A 16,475-nucleotide genomic window follows, 5' to 3' on the forward strand; every position below is an offset into this window, starting at 1 on the left:
AATGGGTTCTGGTTATGCCGCAACCCTAGGAGACCCTGTTTTCCCACAGGTTAATGCGCCTGAGGACATAGCTGCTGAAGCAACAGGTGCATTGACTTATGTAAGCATCGGCACGGGTTTGGCAGTGGATGAGATAGACGGCAATATCCCTGCGACAGCCGATAATTTGGGTCCGTATAGTTTAGGTTCTACAATAATTCAGTGGAGCGCCACAAACAGTGCCGGAAACACGGGTACAGCAGTTCAAATAATTACTATAGTTGACACAACGAAGCCCACCCTAACAACAAACCTTCCAGCTAATCCATATACAAACCAATCGACATTTCAATTTGAAGGCACAATAACGGATAACAGCTCAGCGCTGGCAAATTCGTTAATAATTGTGAATGGTGCCCAATCTGACTTGCCGCTAGTGGAAGGATCCTTTTCGCAGCCGCTAACGTTCATAGAAGGCATAAATGTCATTACGGTTATCGCCACAGACTTCTCTGGAAACGAGTCGCGAACGACATATGCAATGTTTTTGGATACCACGACCCCTCGAATTGCTTGGAAGAGCTCGCTTTCGGCGACTAATTCCCACCTATATACAGCAGATATATCGATTGATCTAAATACTCAAGCCGAACGCCAAATCGTAATCGTCGATAATGACACGGCGGTTTTCGAGGGCAGTTGGTCATTAGTACCGACTCAGGATGGTTCAAATGGCGGAGATTACTCTAAAAGTGAACCCATTCAACTTTCGGGAGAGTATGTGGTTGAATCGGCTGAAGCAACGCTAACGGGCAGCTGGATAGAGTCAACGACTATTCCGGGTTATGTTGGAGCCAATTATTTATACAGCGCAGCAAACCCTTCTCCGCTTGCCAACCAAATTACCTGGCCTATATCGAATATAACAGGGATTAAGAGTCTATCTGTAAACTTCACCAGTGACGCCAGTCGAACACAAAATGCTGTCTATCGTGTACAGCATGTGGCTGGTACTACTGAAGTGGTGGTGAATCAGAAAATGGGTGGAGGAGAATGGTATCGGCTGGGTGAGTTTGAACTTGACGAGAATAGTTCCGTCACTCTGCTTGGTTCCGCTGATGGTTATACAATTGCCGATGCCATCTTAGTTGGCGATGACACGACACCTTATTCAAAGGCATCGTATACCATCGATGCGCCAAAAACGGCACGCTACAGAGTCGAAGCACAATATGTTGCCGCCAGTAACCATAATCAAAAATCGATTTATGAAGTATATTGGTCCGACACAACTGGGTTGAACAAATCTCTTACTTCTGAGGTGGATCAACGCAAAAACGGATCGATATGGCACCCGCTTGGCTATGTAGACTTAATTGTCGGTCAGTCTGTGAATGTTATCGTAAGAAGTGGCGCGACCTATTCAACCATCGCAGATGCAATAAGGATAGTTGAGGTTGATGCATCATTTGCACAGCCAGATGTGCAAGTCTTTGGTGCACTGGATTCAGTCTTGTTGGATTTTAATACCAACTACCAACCTATCATTGCTGGTGAGTTTGATGGAAATGGCGGCTTTGAATTCACTGAATATGGTTTGCGAGGTGTGTCTGGAAATACTCTGGCACTCGACAAATACAGATCGGTTGATGATGATTTATCGATTTCAGTCGAACTATCGAAAATAAAATCCTATGACTTCGTCGGTTTGTTAGTAAGGGGCGATGAACTCGGTAATGGGTACCTTGTTCAAGCTCAAACAACCGACAATTATCTCGATCGGATATATCTAATGCGTCTGGATCAAGGTACTCCAACAAGCCTTGGTTATGTAGAGCGTGAGCTGGAAGAGGGTGAGCGTTTTGGTATTCAGGTTGAAGGTGATTCGTTTCAAGTTACTGTGAACGATGTGCCAGTTGGGCCTGTCTTTGTGGACACGACGTACTCCAGCGGCCAAACAGGCGTCGCTTACCATTGGGAAAATGTGGGTGGAACCAGTTTTACAGACGTTGTTGTAGCAGGCTCAAACCTCGCAAGTATTAGGCTTGATGGCTTTTCAGATTTCATTTCCAATTACGAAACTGTCGTTGTTGGTGAGTTCGATGGTACAGGGTTCGAGTACACGGACAATGGCGTTCGTGGTTTAGTCGGTCAAACGTTAGCGCTGGATAAGAACCGACTATTTGCAGACAACCTGTCAATGTCCGTCGAACTTGTTGAAATAAACGAATGGGATCTTGTGGGGTTGGTACTAAGAGGTGACATCTATGGAAATGGTTATTTAGTACAGGCACAAACGGTCGACAATGAGTTAGATCGAATTTATTTATTTCGTCTAAACAACGGAATAACTACCAGTATTGGTTATTTCGCACATGAATTGCAATCTGGTGACCGATTTGGTGTTCAGGTCGAAGGGAGTGTTTTTCAGATCACCGTCAACGATATTCCTGTCGGATCACCTTTTACCGATACGACCTATTCAACTGGGCGAACCGGTATATCGTACTTACGCGGCAACTTTGGTGGAACGAGCTTCGACAATCTATATATTCGAAATCAAGAGTTAACGGGTGCGCAGTTTTCTGGATACGCTGATTTTGCATTGGATTTTGAAACCATAGCGGTTGGAAATTTCAACGACACTGGGTTTGAACCAACGGATCGAGGTATCCGAGGTCGCTCAGGTCAAACATTCGCATTGGAAAAATTTAGAACATTCGCTGATGACCTTTCTATTTCTGTAGAACTCACAGCAATATATAACGTCGATTATGCGGGACTCATCGTTAGGGCTGATGCTAAAGGCAACGGTTACCTGGTTCAAGCGAAAACAATCGATAACACAGTCGATGAAATACATTTAAAACGATTGGATAACGGGTCGGTTAACAGTATCGGGTATGTAAAGCACGAATTAAAAGTTGGCGATCGTTTTGGCGTCAAAGTACAAGGCGACGCTTTTCAACTCACCGTTAATGAAAACCCAACGGGTCCAATATTTTATGATGATGCCTACCCGACAGGACGAATTGGCATAGCCTATGAAAGAGGTAACATTGGCGGAACGAGTATCGATCGTTTAGCGGTAAGCAATACCCGACTTCGCCACAATAAGCTGAATCTAATTCAGCAACCCAATGAATTCAGTGGTGAGATTTTAGTTAATGGGAACTTATTGCCCCTGACCGACGTAAACTCAACATTCACCGCCGACGTAACGCTGAACGACGGAACTAACAACTTAACTGCACGTTTTACAGACTCCGCCGGTAACTTCGCAGAATCTGACGTTTCCATATCAGTGGACACGGTTGCACCGACCATAACATTAGATCCACTGCCAGAAACGGTCTCTGCCGATCAATTGTTCGTAACAGGGAGCGTTCCGGGTGCAGAGAGAGTCAAAATTAATGGACGGTTGGCAACAATAGACAGTGAGGGCAATTTCTCTGGGCCACTTTTTGTAACTGAAGGCAATAATACTATTTCAGTTATTGCTTGGGATGCAGCGGGTAACATGGCTCAGCAAACGGTAACCTTTACGCTGGATCGTACCCCTCCCGTGTTGGCCTGGATCGGCGAAAAAGCGATATCGGCTAAGCCAGCCTATTACGTCATGTGGAGCGTCAGTGATGAAAATAATATTAGCGATGTTGTGGTAACCCATCAGGGTGAGCCAATAGCAATTCAATCGCTCTCACCACCAATGGCAATAGCGACGTTGGTAGAGGGACTAAACAGGATTACCGTGCGGGCCACGGATGAATACGGTAATCAGTCACAAATTGAAACGACCGTTTTAGCCGATTTCACCTCACCGACGGTATCGATCAAAAAAGAAGATGTTGCCATCGCGCATGACGCAACGGTTGTAATCTCTGATTTAAACGTACAGCTTGCACTGGATGTCGACGGCACCGGGACTGAATTAAACTCTGTTAACGCTACGCTTGATGGTGTCGACGTTAGTGTGCCAGTTGACGGTGGTTTGATGTCATTCACATTGAACTCTGGCGCCGAGACGTTGGAAATCGTGGCCACCGACGCCGTGGGTAACAGTACTTCCATGCGCATTCATTTTAGCCTGGATCAACAGCCGCCAGCCGTTACCTGGCTGAGTGTCATTGAACCAACGAACAATCCTGCTTACCTTGCACGGTGGACAGCAACAGACATCAGTGGCATTTCGCTGCAGCAGTTCACACAAAATGGTCAAGAAAAGGCATTCACCGCCCTTGATGATATGCATGAGGCTTCAGTGAACCTTATCGAAAGTGTTAATACCTTTAACCTGAGTGTGACCGATACCGCAGGCAACGTGCAAACGTTGCAGCAGACGGTTTTACTCGATACCACAAAGCCGGTCATAACCCTTTTGCCCTTGGAGACTTTAACCGCCAGTGCTGTCATTAACGTGAGTGGCTCCGTGCAGGATGCAGTCGATGTTGTCCTGACGGTTTCTGGTCAAAACGTCGCCGTGAACGCGCAGGGCCAATTTGCCAGCGATATCACGTTAGTTGAAGGTGACAACGTGATAACGGTTCAGGCTGTAGATGCTTTGGGGAATCTTGAGCAGCAAACGGTGACGGTGGTGCGGGACCAAACCGGTCCGGTTATCCAAGCCAGTTTACCGTTAACAGTCAGTAACCAAGTAATTACGCTGTCTGGCACGGCAGTGGATGAACGCACCAATGTTGCATCCATCACGATTGAAAACATAACGACCGGTGTGCCTTTTTCGGCCAATGTGACGGCATCGCAATTTACCGGGGAACTGATATTACAACCGGGTATCAACCAAATACGAATCGTCGCAACCGATGAACTCAACAACAGCAGCAGTTTGCAACTGCAAACTGAGCTACAGGCGGACGGTTTTCAGTGGCAGTGGTTGTCGCACAGCAACAACGCCGATGTTGTAGATGCCGCCATTGTTCTGGAAGGTCTGCTGGAAACGGATATTCCGCAAGAAGACTTGTCGGTGTTGATCGGCGGCCAAAGCGCCACCATCAGCGAATGGGCCACAAACACATACAGCGTGAAGTCGACGCTTTTGCCGTTGGTCTTGGGCGACAACATAATCGAACTTTTTGTTAATTCGCCGTCCGCAACGTTGAACAGCAGCATTCGACTGGTACGCAAAGACGATAAGGTAACGGAACCTGCAAACGAGCCCACATTAACGATCCATTCGCCGGCCTCAGACAGCCAGGTGAACAGCGAGTGGGTCATCGTCAGTGGTGAAGTGAAAGCAGATAACCGCCCAACGATCCACATAAATGGCGAGGCCGTCACTGTGGCCACCAGCGTGCCTTACTACCGTTTTAACGAAACCATTGCCGTACCGCAAAACCAAACGGAATTCGACGTTGTCGTGACCGCAACTTTTGCAGACAACACACAACTGACGCAAACCCGAACCTTGCACCTTGACCGCACCGCACCGGTCATCAGCCTGGCGAATAACTTGCTGGCATACCCAGGCGTCACCGCCATCTTAGAAGATCCACTGCGGCTCAGCGGAACAGTCAGTGACCCTAACTTCAGCAGTATTTCCTTAAACGGTAATGTGCTCACGGTATCTCCGGTGGGCCAAGATACGTTTGCGTTTACCGCGTCCGTGCCGCTTGCCAATGGTGTTGAAACGACGTTGCAGTTCACCGCACAAGACAGCGCCGGCAATCTGTCTACGCTCAGCCACGTGGTGCGCGGTGACAGAACCATCGACGTAAACTGGCTACTACCGTTAAACAATAGCCAGTTGCTCACCTATGGCGACGCCTTTCCATTACAAGTCGTGGTGCAAGCGTCTGAAACCACCACCAGTGACCGATACCAGACACGTTGGCAAAATAATACCACCGCCACTACTGGCGACTGGCAGGCGATGACCTTCTCAAACGGCACGGCCGTCACCGAAGTGACATTACCGGGCACCGAAGGCGAATATCAGCTGGAGTTCCGCGTGATCGACGCTAACGATCAACGCTTGGCATCGCTGCCGCCGCGGCTGTTTAGTGTTAAGGCGCCTGCGCAAGTTCCGTTGTCGCTGATTAAAGTGTTACCCGAACAGGGTTCTCTAAACATCGACACCAAAGAGCAAATATCGCTGTTCTTTAACCAAAGCATCGACCCAGCCTTGCTCGACATCCGTGTGCATGAAACCGCCTTTGGCAAAACCTGGATAAACCGGGACGCCAAAGGCACCGAGTTCTTTAACGCCAAAGGGCACCAACTGGTAGATGTGCAACGCGAACACGAATCCGTGCCGTTGGATATCCAATTGGTGGGCAGCAACAAAACCGTGTTGGTTAATTTAGGCCGAGAACCGGCTTACAACGCCACATTGTTTGTCGACGTGACCTATAACGGCGAGAGCTTTGCCCGTTATCAATACCAAACCCGAGTGTTACCAACCCTGATCAACATGGTTATCCGCGACCAATACAGCCGCGATGTTCCCAACTTGCGGGTCGAGTTTGCGGGGTATTCCGGTATCACCAATGGCGATGGCTTGGTGCAGTTTGGCTACAAAGACAAGGGCACACCGTTGGCAGACGGCAACTATACGCTGTGGGTGAACCCTGATATGGAAAACGCCAACTACGGTGAAACCAAGCTTACCGTGCCTGCGGAAGCAGGGCGCTTGAATGACTTTGGCATTATTCCGGTCAGCTTCTTAAACCCAGAAATTGGCGCGACAGTCCTCAGCTCGGGGGCGAACCACAGCTTGAATGGCGACGAATTGCTGCTGGACCTGACCCATGCCCAAGTCACCTTCGCCAATGGTGCCACCCAAGGTAATGCCCATGTGCAATTTAATACCGCTGGCTACAACTACCCAACGCATGCGCTGGCCGAACCGAGTTGGCTGTACAGTGTTCAGCCTTTGGGCATCCGTTTAACCGGCACGGCCACCATTAAACTGAAATTGCCCAAACACCAAAACAGTTGGGAATACCTGCCCGCCAACGGCACGCTCATGTTGGCCGTGGCAGTGAACCCGGATAACGAAATGATAGAACCGATTGGCCTCGCGGAACGCCAAGGCAACTACGCCGTATTCCTGAACCCAGAGAGCGTCACCGTATTGGACCACCTTGGGGTGATATTCCTGCCCGAAGCATTCCAACCGACCTTAGAGGCGTTTCACAACAACGAATTCAGCTTCCCGGTGATGATGGCGAAGCTGGCCGAAATGGCAAGACAGTATGAGCCCGAGCAAATGGAAGTGACTCAATGAAATTAACGACTCTTAACCTGCGACCATCCCGTTTACTGGCGGCCTTGCTGGCAATGGCCTTTGCTGGGCACACTCAGGCCTTTTTATTTGGGGGGTTGGAAGGTCCCAATCCCATGTGGGGCTTTATTAACAATGTGAACCTGTACAAGGGTCACATGTATGCCCGCGGTATTTACACCAACGAAAACGGCAACATGGTGTATGTGGTTTACGATGCGACGGGAAAAGAAATAGAAGAAATAGGTGCCATTGAAGAAAGCGGAGAATACGACAAGTCGTTTCTGTTGTCGGCGCGCGAGTACAATCAATACATTGCTCATTACAACCAGCAAATGCAGAGTTTTACCGATTTCTATGGCAATGATCTGGGCATTGAACCGGAACTGTTAACCGCCGAAGAATATGAGGCGCGTCGCGGCTCGCTGGTGGTCGCCGATGCAAATAATACCCCCTGGAACGGGGATCTGGCTTCCCACACCCTGCGTGACTCTACCCGTTCGGTTTTGGTGTTTCCGGAAGCCCTGCTGTATACCGACTCAACGCAATACCTGTTGGCGCAGTACCCGGTCGATTTAACCGACAACAGCATTGCGTTGCCGCAGGATATCAGTTCACTCATCATTGGCTTCGACGGAAAAATACGCCAGCAACGCGCCGACCGCATCAGCTTACGTTCTATTTTTTACGAAGACACCAGCCGAGAACTTAACGACCCCGAACGCTATGACGGTTCTTACTACACCATGCGTCAGGACTTCACCGAAGAAGATTTGTCCTTGGTGTCACCCATTTCTGGTGTTGCTATTACGACCTTTTTAGGATTGCATGGTGGAGGATTAACCAACGCCAATGGTAGTTTCAACATAGATGTTCGTGGCACTCCTTGCCCGCGTTTCTCATACGACTACCCTATTTATCTGGAAGCGCAATTACCCTACCGGCCGTTCAACCCAGAACAGCCCGGCGCCAGCGTGTACTACCTGAATAAACAGGTCAATTTTTCCTGCAATGGCTATGGGCCTTCATTTTTTAAGCCTGTGCAACGCACCGATTTTGTTGTCGACGTCAACCTGCTTAATGGTGACTTTTTATTCCCCAATGTCGAATTAGCCAGCGAAACCGATGACCCAAAATTGGTGTACGACTTTAAAGAACCAACCGCGAATGCCAATGGCGAAGAAGGGGCCAGATTCGAGTACATTACCTTTGATCAATACGACTTCGACCTGGACGGCGAGTACGACATTTCGGTGTGTGGCAACCTAAACGACGCAGGCGCGTTTATTCCGCTCGACTCCGGCGAACAGTGCACCAAAACCAACATTCAGGGCATTTACCTGTCGGGCTACCCTGAGCGCCCCAATACCTGTACCGATACCGATGCTGACGGCCAGATAAACCCCGAAGACCCACAATGCCAACCACAGTTCACGCGCCTGGTGGACACCCAAAAGATCAACCAAGACATCGGTCTGGTGACCAAAATGGCCCAACAGCATGTGCAAGACACCGACCTGTTTATTGTGCGCAAAGCTAACGGCCAGTTAGTGGCCATGCGCCAGGGCCTGAAAGACGATGAAAAAGCCTACGGCCCGTCCCGCAACGACTTGCAAGCCGCCACCAATGAAGTGAAAGCCAACTACCGTATGCTCATGCGGGGGCCAAAGTCGCACATTTCACGTGCGTTTGAATATTCCCGCCTGCGCGACGACAGCAACGGCTTCAGCCAATGGCAGCAAGACAGCAACATGGCGCCGGAACTGCAGAAACTGGATGAGGCAGACCACTTACGCACCGGCGAATTACTCGAAGTTTGGGCCATTAACCGGGTCACCGGCTACATGGGCAAAGCCGAGCTGGAAATGACCCCCGCACAAATCAGCAACGGCATACTGGATACCATTGTCCCCACCATTGAAATGCGCCCCCCAAACCTCAAAGTTTGGGCCGAACGCGTGTACGACATTGAAGCCGGGCTCACCCAAGGTGAACAACGCCGTTACCTGATTGGCAATGAAGGCATCGGTGAAGCCGACGATACCTATATTCAGATTAACGTGGAATGGTACGACGAAGACGGCACGGCGCTACCCGACGCGCTGACCGACTATGGCTTTACCGGCCGCCTGGCGTACGTCAGTGACGGGAATACCCTCACCGACGCTAGCCAAGCGGGCCAAGCCCGCTTTGCCATTAAACCCGGCACCCACGTAGAACTGGTGCGGCTGTCAGGCAATATCGACAATCAACACTATTACGTGCAAGTTAATGCCGTCCCCGAAAGCCAGTTCGATGACTTTGGCCTCGCCGGGAACAGCAGTGCCACGCAAGACCGATCTGCCGAAGCCACCTTTGAAGAGGTAGAACACAACCTGTATCGCCCGGAGCGGTTTGTTCCGTTTAAAACACCGCAGTATGATGAGAAATTATCAACAGAACTAAAGCAACTCTATTCAATTGCAAAACAGAGTCATTTGGCCAATGGCGGCTCCGCAGAAGATTGGCACCCTCCCCTGCCAAGCGTTGACTGGATGTATCGGCCAGAATATCAATTCAGTGTATTTGACTTAACGGTTAACCATGTAAATCTAACGAATACTAGCGACGGTAATGATCGTGATGTATTGGAGAACGCTTTTCATGTAGTTGACGTTCAAAGTGACAATATCAGTGTTTTATTCGACATCATCGCACCAGAGTTAGAAGCATTGTCTAAACTTGAATCCCCCGAAAGACTCACTCTTTCCCTAGGACCACAAGAGTTTGAAATTGCTTACGGGAATAACGGACAAGTAGAGTTCTCCAATCTCACTGCGATGAGTAGCTTGGGCGCAGAAGACTTTCTGACTTTGAAGCTTTACGCTAACCACGATGCTCAAAACGTATTGTGGGAAATGTCTCTAGAATCCAAATCTGTCATTTATCATTCGTTAGCTCAGGAGCCGATTAACGCAACTCGAGGTTTCAGACAAATACAGAGCAATTTAGAAGATAAAACATTTTACCCTGATCTTGGGCATAAGAAATTGTTTGTATTTGGTACTGACAATCTAGGCACCCCTTATGGGGGCGCTGGCCGCTCAGGTGATGAAGTTAGAGTTGTCAGTGTCCAGAATAGCTATTTCGATACTTTTCCCAAAGCGGGTGACTTTGACAGTCGGACTGAATTTGTTAATGGCTATGCGAAAATTTTGTTGCGAGGCGATTCAATAACCAAAGCCGGATTGATTAATAATAGTCCCGTCCAAGTTCGCCTACAGGTAATACCGAACCGTGATCTCCCAAACTCACCTCCACCTTACTATGTAAATGCTTTTGTCACTGTCAAAAACAATGCAGATGTGAAGTTAGACCAGTTACTTGACGGCAGTTCAGTGTGGGTTAAGCCAACAAACCATACCGTAGGGCTGTTTCCTAAAACGGACATGGAGATGCGATACAGTCACTTATTTGGAAAAACCGTGGGAGCTAGCCCTCATCAACAGGCATTTGACTATGGTCAATACCTTATTAACATGGTGACTATTCCGTTGGTTTCACCTGTGAAAGAAGAGAATTTCAAATACAGCTTAGTGCCAGACGGTTACTTCGGGAATAACACCTCTATGGTTATAGAGAAATTGATTTCTGACGAATCAGATGAGGTGGCCTGGCCAGATGAGACGTTTAGTCCAAGTGACAAGTTGTCAGTAAAAAGGCCAGTGACGCACATGGATAATGAAGATCTACTGACTGCATTGGCTGGCGATAAACCATATCGAACCCTTCGGAAGCTAATGCAGGATTATCAAGCGACGGGTGATGTCACGACCTTGACTGATGAAGTAGAGGCAGAAATCAAATCAATTCTGCCTAAGGGCTCATGGTCAATAGAGGATCAAGCGTTACTGGTCGAGGGTTACCCTTCACTAAATTTAGAAACCTTACGTCACAGTGTTCTCACGCCAGAATTGATGAGAGGTTTGGCGCTTAATGACATTGAAACACGAACCGTTGCAAACGAAGGTGAGTTTACCGATCAAGACTTGGGTATATATGAATTGTATCGTGTATATGACTGGGACCAGGATGGGTTGAGCAACCTAGCTGAGGTTGAAAATTCTACTCAATTTGATACAAGTGGGAACGCAACTGCATTAGCACAGGATGTCTTTAACCCACTGAGTGTCACAAATAGTGGAGTAGGAAATAGAATCTTAACGGCCTACCATCGTGGCGGTTACAGTCTACGATTTCCTTACGCCGCTAACCGAACAAACTTTGAACCAACTGATGGAAGTACGGGTTTAGGTGAGTTGTCTGTAGTGACGTCTGATACTTTAGGTGCCGAAGTCGCAGGCTTGAGAATACCAACCTTTGCGGCAGGTATTTATGATATGGGTGGCAACACGGATCGTAATAAAGACTCCTACACGACATCAAATATCGTAAACACAATTGAGGCTGCAGCACGAATTTGGGACCGAGAGTACCCTGACTCCACTCCATTGCTAGCAGATCCGGGCAGATATGCCCGCAGTACCGCAAATATATATCCGGGTTCGTTGCGAATTGGGCTTAATGATATTTCTGGAAAAGCGGGAGGAATTAATAAAAATACCGCAGAAATTGCTATGTTGAGAGTTGGCCGTGCCATTCCACAGACAGTGCTTGATCATTCCAGCCATAATAACGGGCTGGATGTCGACATGCGATATGTCAGGGCAAACAACATTTACAATGATGAATACGAAGAAGGTGCCACTACAGTTGATAGTGACGAGCATGACATAGCTCGTACTGTTGAATTGCTAAATGCGATTGACGACAGTGGGGTCGGTATTAACTTTGTGATTTTTGGTTACCATACAAGTCAATTCGATAAGAATTATATTGGGAATAACAAAAATGCATCTTGGAATCCTTCTTATGACACAACTGTAGGGGATGACAATCGATCATTGCACGATAATCATTTTCATATTCGGTTTGAAATTTCGGCAGAATCTGTCTTGGCCAGAACGTCGCTCCCCGATAATGTTGTCTTCAGTTACGTACCACCCAGTGATACTATTTCTGCTGAAGAATCGGTTGCACAGTCTACCCATCTGTTGTCTTTCGTAGTTTGGGATGGGCATGGAATGAGGGCATTGCCGTGGCAGCGAATTAAGTTTTCTGTAGAAAATGATGGCGCATTTGGTGGGAATCAGGATGATGAATCCCTCCTTCTGGATGTTGGTACCACTCACTCAACTCAGCCGCAAAAGCTGTGGGTTAATTTTGAAAACACCGCTGCTGGGTTCGGTATCGCTACATTGAAGATAAGATGTAAAGAAGTTGGCGGACCCGAAACTATTGAGTTGAAAGAGCAAGTGACTACAACAACATTTGATGAGGTAACCATTACATGTCAATAAAAATGATTAAAAACACACTTATTTTGACGGTATCCTGTCTGCTCATCGCACAGAATGCATTCGCAGTTAATTTGGGCGCTTTTGATTTTGAGAATGGAAAAGCGACGTTTTTTATGTACTACGCCGGTAAAAACAAACTTAACAGCATCTACAGTGTTGATTTTTCTACCAATGAATTTAATTTAATTGTTGAAGGCTCGCCGGAGGGTGGCCTATCGTTCAGTGGTACAAGGTTTGTAGCCTATTGGATAGATGGGCAACTGAACGTTTGGGACATAATTAATCAAGAATCTGCTTTCAGTTTAAATACGAACGCAGGTAAGAACACACTCTTTTATTGGTCGAGTGGGGGCGATCGATTAGCGGCTTACACTCTTGATAAAAAGCATGCGATTGAGTTAAACCTGATTGATAATGTATATCAAGAGGTTAAATTTGACCAGCCGTTCGATGCAATTCAATGGAGTGCTCAGGCTGAAGATTTTTTATATACCTATGCTGCTATTTCGTCGTTTAAAAAAGTAACGGAAGCAGGAGAAATAGAAACTTATGATCTAGATCTGACTGTAGAAGATAATGAGTTAGAGGTGACATTCCAAGATGAGCCTGGTGATATGGAAGCCGAGGGTGCGGCTTTCATCATTAATAAAAAGGGTCAAGAGGTTGCCCGCTATAGTACCAATCAACTTATTAAGAGCGAAATATTTGCTAGTCAGCAATTCGACAACGTCATTAGAGTATTCTTCAATCAATTCTGGGGGGTGAGCTTTAAGGTTCCAGATTTTGTCATCCACAGAGAATCAATTAGTCTGGCAGCCACATATTATGATTTGGTAAGTGGTCCCGAAAAGCAGGATATAAGTATCTATTTTAATGATTTAGCTCTCGATCCTGCAGGTTATGTTTTACAGTGGAATTATCGAGAAAATAGATTTCAGGTCGAAGATATTCGTGAAGGTAAAGTGATAAAAACTTATGAAAGTTTGTGGCCTCTAAAATGATTACCAATGTTTAAGTGGATAGGTACAACTAAAACAGGATCCTAGGTTGAGCCGCATTTAGTAGTAGTGCAATTTTTCTGCGTATAGTGGACTTAAATGGACAGGCACTTATGGACAAGGGACTTAAATGGACAGGCACTTTAAGGGTTGACGATTTCGCCCAGTGCTGTTTATATAACCAGCAAATTGCATATCCAAGGATTCGTTTATGCCTAAACCAAGGAAAAGTCAGGTCTCGATAGAGGCAACCCCTTACTATCACTGCGTTTCACGCTGTGTTCGCCGCGCGTTTTTATGTGGCGTTGACACTTACAACGGCCAGAATTACGAACATCGTAGAGGTTGGGTGGAGCAACGGATATTAAAGCTTTGTCAGTTGTTTTGCATCGATGTTTGCGCCTACGCCGTTATGTCCAATCACTATCACGTTGTTTTGCACATCAACACAAAACGGCAAGCCAGATTAAGCACTCAGCAAGTGTTAGAGCGCTGGCATACCTTATTTTAAGGCAATCACTTGGTGAGTCGTTTTTTGCAGAATGAGCCGCTTTGTGACGCAGAGCTAAGCGCTATTGAAGACATTGCCGAACAATGGCGCGAACGCTTAGGCAGTTTAAGTTGGCTTATGAAAGTGCTGAATGAAGGCATCGCCAAAGAAGCGAACTTTGAAGATCAATACACTGGGAAATTCTGGGAAGGAAGGTTCAAATCTCAGGCACTGCTGGATGAACAAGCACTGGCCGCCTGTTTAGCCTATGTTGATTTAAACCCTGCTCGCGCCAACATGGCAGCCACACCTGAAACGTCCAACCATACTTCCGCGCAAAAACGCATAAAGGAAGCCCAAAAGACGCCAACTCACACCTCCGAACCTTATCAGCCATGCACGCTCATGCCATTTGTCGGCAACCCCCAAACAAGACATGCCCCAAGGCTTACCTTTTAAGCTCGAAGATTATCTGGAATTACTCGATTGGACCGGACGCGTTCAAAGAGACGACAAGCGTGGTGATATAAATCAAAAGTTGCCACCGATTCTAACTCGTTTGAATATCGAGCCTAAAAACTGGATTTACAGCGCTCAGTATTTTGAATCACCTATTGCAACAGCAACCGACACAAATTATGTGCTAGACGATGCAACCTTGATATATAACCCTGCATTGCCTGATACCGAACAATCCGAAGAAATCATAGAGTTAAGTCCTATTGACGTGCGAGGTATGACTATGCTCATTTTACAGTTGTTTACGTTACTGAAAGTCTGCAAGAAAACGTACCCACCAATTCGGATCTGATTAGTATTAGTGGTCCTGGCACTATCGTTCCTCACCGCACAGATGAAAACGGAATGATCCAGATTAGATTGAAACCAAAAGGAGTAGGGCAGGTCGTTCTAAAGGTGTATAGACCGGATGAATCGATTGATGGATCAGGTGGTGCTGTTAATTCAGTCAACGAGAGCGACTTTATAGGTAAAATTGAAATAGAAGTTTTAGGAGAATCTGATGATGGGCTATAGGCTTTTTGTTCTGAGCTTGTTGTATTGTACAGCAGTGGCTAGTGACTTCGGTCCTATTCAAACAAATTGGACATTGAATGAGAAAACAAATGTTGCTTATGTTTCAGGAAGTAGAATAAATCCATTCGATTATGATTTTAGTGTCCGAGGAATTCAGGTGTTGGATTTTCTGAATAAGGAAATTAGAACATTTACAGGACCATTTGAAAATGCAGCTTATACGGATCTGAATTTAAATATCAGAAACGAATTATTGGCGCTCCGAATAACTGATTTAGACTCTAATGATATGGCAGCACTTTATGCAGTCAACACTGAAACAGAAGAATTTATTGAAATATACAGTTCAAATCGTGAATTCGTTGCAAATTATGTCTGGAGTCCGGATGGGAATAACATAGCTTTTATTATTGCAGAAAGTTTTGATGCAAATGATGATAAAAGTAGGTACGAAGCACCGTATCGAGCAAAAGGGGTGGGTATCTACTCGGTTGACAATAGTGATGTGAGAATATTTGATGTGCCTGCGTATTCTTTGCATTGGGCTGCTCATGACAACAATCTCTATATTGATAGAAAGCCTTTTCGTGAAAATGACATTGCCATCCTCGATATCGAAAGTGGAAAAACGAAACCATCGTTGCTTAAAGACGTTTTTTTATCACCATCAGGGGATTTCTATTTTAATACTATTGCTGGTAATTCTGATACAGTCATTTATAAATCGAATGGAGATTATCTTTTCACACTGAAATCTGAGGAAGGTTATTCTTATGTAAATTCTCGTTGGATAGCAAACGATATTCTGAGCTTTGGCGATTTATCTACTGTATATTCTCTACATGATGTAAGAGCAAATAACTCAGTTGTTCATGATAAAAGCATGATTACTAAAACTGAAGACGGGAATCGAGTGATTAAAGTTCTTGGATATCGCCCTATCTCCTATGGTAAAGAAAATCTAGTGATTGTAACCGAAAGGGGTTTTCTGTTGATAAATAATCGAAATTTTGTAACTAAAATGAAGTTAGAAAATTCTTTGTTTTCGCAGGTTGGGTTTTGCTCCAAAATAACCAAAAAGTTTCCAGACACACGCTGTATAAGCCAGATTCCAAACTCGGCACCCTAACTTAAGACTTAAGTGAAGAATATTTTTTATACTAGCCGTAGGCCTATTTCCAATCTTCATTTTTGCAAATTTTGATTACACAATTGGCCAAACTATCAAAAACTTATCAAGACACCCACTTTAATAGTTCCGTCAGTAGCGGATGCCTTTGAAACAGAACTAACGTTCTGTTTTTTTTGCAGATGTGAAAACGCAGTTAAAT

The 16,475-nt window shown here is 46.2% G+C and carries 8 protein-coding genes and 1 pseudogene; all 9 read left to right on the forward strand.

What is annotated here, in order from left to right; all coding sequences use genetic code 11:
* Position 1: 1 nt before the first annotated feature.
* Positions 2 to 520: pseudogene (locus tag IYN85_RS26370) on the forward strand (hypothetical protein); the annotation flags it as partial.
* A complete protein-coding gene (locus IYN85_RS11060) occupies positions 521 to 7,225 on the forward strand; it encodes an Ig-like domain-containing protein (RefSeq protein WP_196158955.1) in 6,705 nt (2,234 codons plus the stop codon).
* Complete coding sequence (locus IYN85_RS11065; protein ID WP_196158956.1) at positions 7,222 to 12,621, forward strand: hypothetical protein; 5,400 nt, start codon at positions 7,222 to 7,224, stop codon at positions 12,619 to 12,621. The genes IYN85_RS11060 and IYN85_RS11065 overlap by 4 nt, the downstream gene beginning before the upstream one ends.
* Positions 12,612 to 13,622, forward strand: coding sequence for a hypothetical protein (locus tag IYN85_RS11070; protein ID WP_196158957.1), 1,011 nt, complete (start codon positions 12,612 to 12,614; stop codon positions 13,620 to 13,622). Before IYN85_RS11065 ends, IYN85_RS11070 begins: the two co-directional genes overlap by 10 nt.
* Before the next feature lie 208 nt (positions 13,623 to 13,830).
* Positions 13,831 to 14,130 carry a transposase gene (locus tag IYN85_RS11075; RefSeq protein ID WP_196158958.1) on the forward strand — a complete coding sequence of 100 codons (300 nt, stop codon included), beginning with the start codon at positions 13,831 to 13,833 and terminating at the stop codon, positions 14,128 to 14,130.
* Positions 14,131 to 14,142: 12 nt separating this feature from the next.
* Complete coding sequence (locus IYN85_RS11080; protein WP_196158959.1) at positions 14,143 to 14,568, forward strand: hypothetical protein; 426 nt, start codon at positions 14,143 to 14,145, stop codon at positions 14,566 to 14,568.
* Positions 14,546 to 14,920, forward strand: coding sequence for a hypothetical protein (locus IYN85_RS11085; protein ID WP_196158960.1), 375 nt, complete (start codon positions 14,546 to 14,548; stop codon positions 14,918 to 14,920). Before IYN85_RS11080 ends, IYN85_RS11085 begins: the two co-directional genes overlap by 23 nt.
* Before the next feature lie 53 nt (positions 14,921 to 14,973).
* Positions 14,974 to 15,144 carry a hypothetical protein gene (locus IYN85_RS11090; protein ID WP_196158961.1) on the forward strand — a complete coding sequence of 57 codons (171 nt, stop codon included), beginning with the start codon at positions 14,974 to 14,976 and terminating at the stop codon, positions 15,142 to 15,144.
* Positions 15,131 to 16,273, forward strand: coding sequence for a hypothetical protein (locus IYN85_RS11095; RefSeq protein ID WP_196158962.1), 1,143 nt, complete (start codon positions 15,131 to 15,133; stop codon positions 16,271 to 16,273). Before IYN85_RS11090 ends, IYN85_RS11095 begins: the two co-directional genes overlap by 14 nt.
* The last annotated feature ends 202 nt before the right edge of the window (positions 16,274 to 16,475 follow it).

This window comes from Reinekea sp. G2M2-21, assembly GCF_015687175.1.
In the GTDB taxonomy this organism is placed as follows: Bacteria; Pseudomonadota; Gammaproteobacteria; order Pseudomonadales; family Natronospirillaceae; genus Reinekea.